At 45.0% G+C, this 1,971-nt stretch carries 3 protein-coding genes and 1 tRNA gene; all 4 read left to right on the top strand.

Annotated features, from left to right (window positions below; translation table 11 throughout):
* The first annotated feature begins 266 nt into the window (after positions 1–266).
* The 4 genes from GX019_11500 (at position 267) to GX019_11485 (ending at position 1,812) form a co-directional block, all read left to right on the top strand.
* Positions 267–343, top strand: a tRNA-Lys gene (locus GX019_11500).
* Positions 344–465: 122 nt separating this feature from the next.
* Positions 466–837, top strand: a complete 372-nt coding sequence (locus GX019_11495) for a zinc ribbon domain-containing protein (protein HHT37778.1) — start codon at positions 466–468, stop codon at positions 835–837.
* A gap of 34 nt (positions 838–871) precedes the next feature.
* Positions 872–1,318 (top strand): TM2 domain-containing protein, encoded by a 447-nt coding sequence (locus tag GX019_11490; GenBank protein ID HHT37777.1) that lies wholly within the window; start codon positions 872–874, stop codon positions 1,316–1,318.
* A gap of 14 nt (positions 1,319–1,332) precedes the next feature.
* A complete protein-coding gene (locus tag GX019_11485; protein HHT37776.1) occupies positions 1,333–1,812 on the top strand; it encodes a DUF2752 domain-containing protein in 480 nt (159 codons plus the stop codon).
* The last annotated feature ends 159 nt before the right edge of the window (positions 1,813–1,971 follow it).

Here is a 1,971-nt window from a genome sequence, read left to right as displayed (position 1 = left end):
CAACATAAAGGATCGTCTGTGTTTCCACTGCCTGCACTGCCCTAGCACCCACTCCTGCTATCAATGTTAAACAGAGAACGATAAATATCCACCTAGCTTTTGTCTTAAACATTTCCATTCACCTGCCGCCTCTTTTATTTGTAAAAAACTTCTTCATCCAATTATTAGATTCCTATCATTTGTGTTATGATTTTATCCGGTTCTTCCTATTTTTTTTCTTGACAAGCAGCCCTGCTCGGAGATATAATTATAATGTTCAAGGACGTGGGCCTTTAGCTCAGTTGGCCAGAGCACCTGACTCTTAATCAGGGAGTCCTGGGTTCGAATCCCAGAAGGCCCACCATTTTAAAAAGAACAGGTAGAGCCGCTGTCAAAACGACAGCGGCTTTTTTTAATGAAATTTATGCTGGATTTCGAAGGAATGCCTGGCATTTTGTCGAACTTTTTCCAATGAGTCGCTGTTTTTTGGCTAATTTGGAAATAAATCAGACTGTGTACAGGATGGTGATAAGCATCTACTGCCAAAACTGCGGAATGCAGATCAATGACAAAGCAGTTGTTTGTGTGCACTGCGGCATAAGCACTGCCACCGCCGCACAACAGAGCGGCACACAGGGAGTACTGGGATTTGTTTTTGGATTGCTTGGTCTCTTCCTTCCCATCCCCGGTATTGACCTGCTGATTTCGATTGCAGGAGTGGTGCTGAGCATTATTGGGGTCACCGGAAATAGGCGGAACAAAGGTTTAGCCATTGCCGGTCTTGTTATCTCGATTATTGCGGTTACCGGCTGCATTGGACTTCTGCTCACACCCGGCGGGTACTATATTTGGTACTAGTGGTTTAAAAGATTCTTTCTAAGGAGGAATTTTAATGCATTGTAGAAATTGCGGAGCTGAAGTACATGAAAAAGCAGTGGTTTGTGTAAAATGTGGAGTAAATCCTCTCACAGAGTCTAACTACTGCCAGGAATGCGGCCAGCCCACTAATGATAAGCAGGAGATCTGCACATCATGCGGGTGCCGACTGATGAGAGTTTATTCCAAATCCGGCGGCAATGGCGGTTTTGTTTACCCGTCTAACCCTCCCAAAAGCCCCGGTACGGCAGCGTTATTGAGCTGCCTAATCGTTGGCGTTGGGCAAATGTATTTGGGGCAGATTAAGAAAGGTTTAGCTTGGTTACTTGGTATAATCGTTTTGAGTTTTATAACTGCAGGAGTTCTCTGGCTCCCAATCTTAATCGCTTCCATTGTTGATGCGTATAAAACTGGGCAAAAACTGGCGAACGGACAGCCCGTTGGCGAGTGGGAATTCTTCTAAAATGTGGGTTTTAGATGCTTGATCTTTGTCCCCGCTTTATTATAAAAAGATTTAACGCAGCCAACAAGCGGTATTTTGCTTATAGCTTCACCCTAATGGGTGTGGCCTGCGCTGCTTATTTCTACATAATCAGCCCTTGGGCTGACCATGGCTGGCTCGCAGGGTTTTTCACCTGGTTAGGCCAAATACGTACCATTGCCCATTTTGGCTATCGGTGCCCGTTATGTGGAGGAACAAGATCTTTCCTCTATATGTTTTCCGGTAACATCAATACAGCTCTGCACCACAGTTTTTTTGGAACATTTTTGTTTATCTATCTCTACTCGTCGCTTCCCCTGAGGTGGGCTGTTGCTTTTGGATATGAAGGCAGCGTTGGGACCATGCTAATGCGTTTCGACTCATGGGTTGAAAAGAATATTCTTTGGTTGATCTTTATCGGAGCGCTGTCCCAGCTGTTTTTGGACTATACAGGCCTTTTTTATTGGGCTGCTTGATAACTATTTAGAGCCGATACCATTCTTGGTATCGGCTCTGTCATTATCGCAGCGGCAGGATCAGTGCCTTTAAGAGTTCGGCCTGCTCCTGATAAGCAAGAAAATAGCTTTCTGAATACAGGGCAAATGGAGTGCCCATAACCTGTGCTGTTGCTCCCT

Source organism: Bacillota bacterium (assembly GCA_012837335.1).
Taxonomy (GTDB): Bacteria; Bacillota; Limnochordia; order Darwinibacteriales; family DTU012; genus DTU012.
This window is presented reverse-complemented; position numbering and strand designations above follow the sequence as displayed.

Excerpts from the sequence above, each read along its gene's own strand:
- GX019_11490 (HHT37777.1), top strand. The coding sequence starts at position 872 with ATGCATTGTAGAAATTGCGGAGCTGAAGTACATGAAAAAGCAGTGGTT.
- GX019_11485 (HHT37776.1), top strand. The coding sequence starts at position 1,333 with ATGCTTGATCTTTGTCCCCGCTTTATTATAAAAAGATTTAACGCAGCC.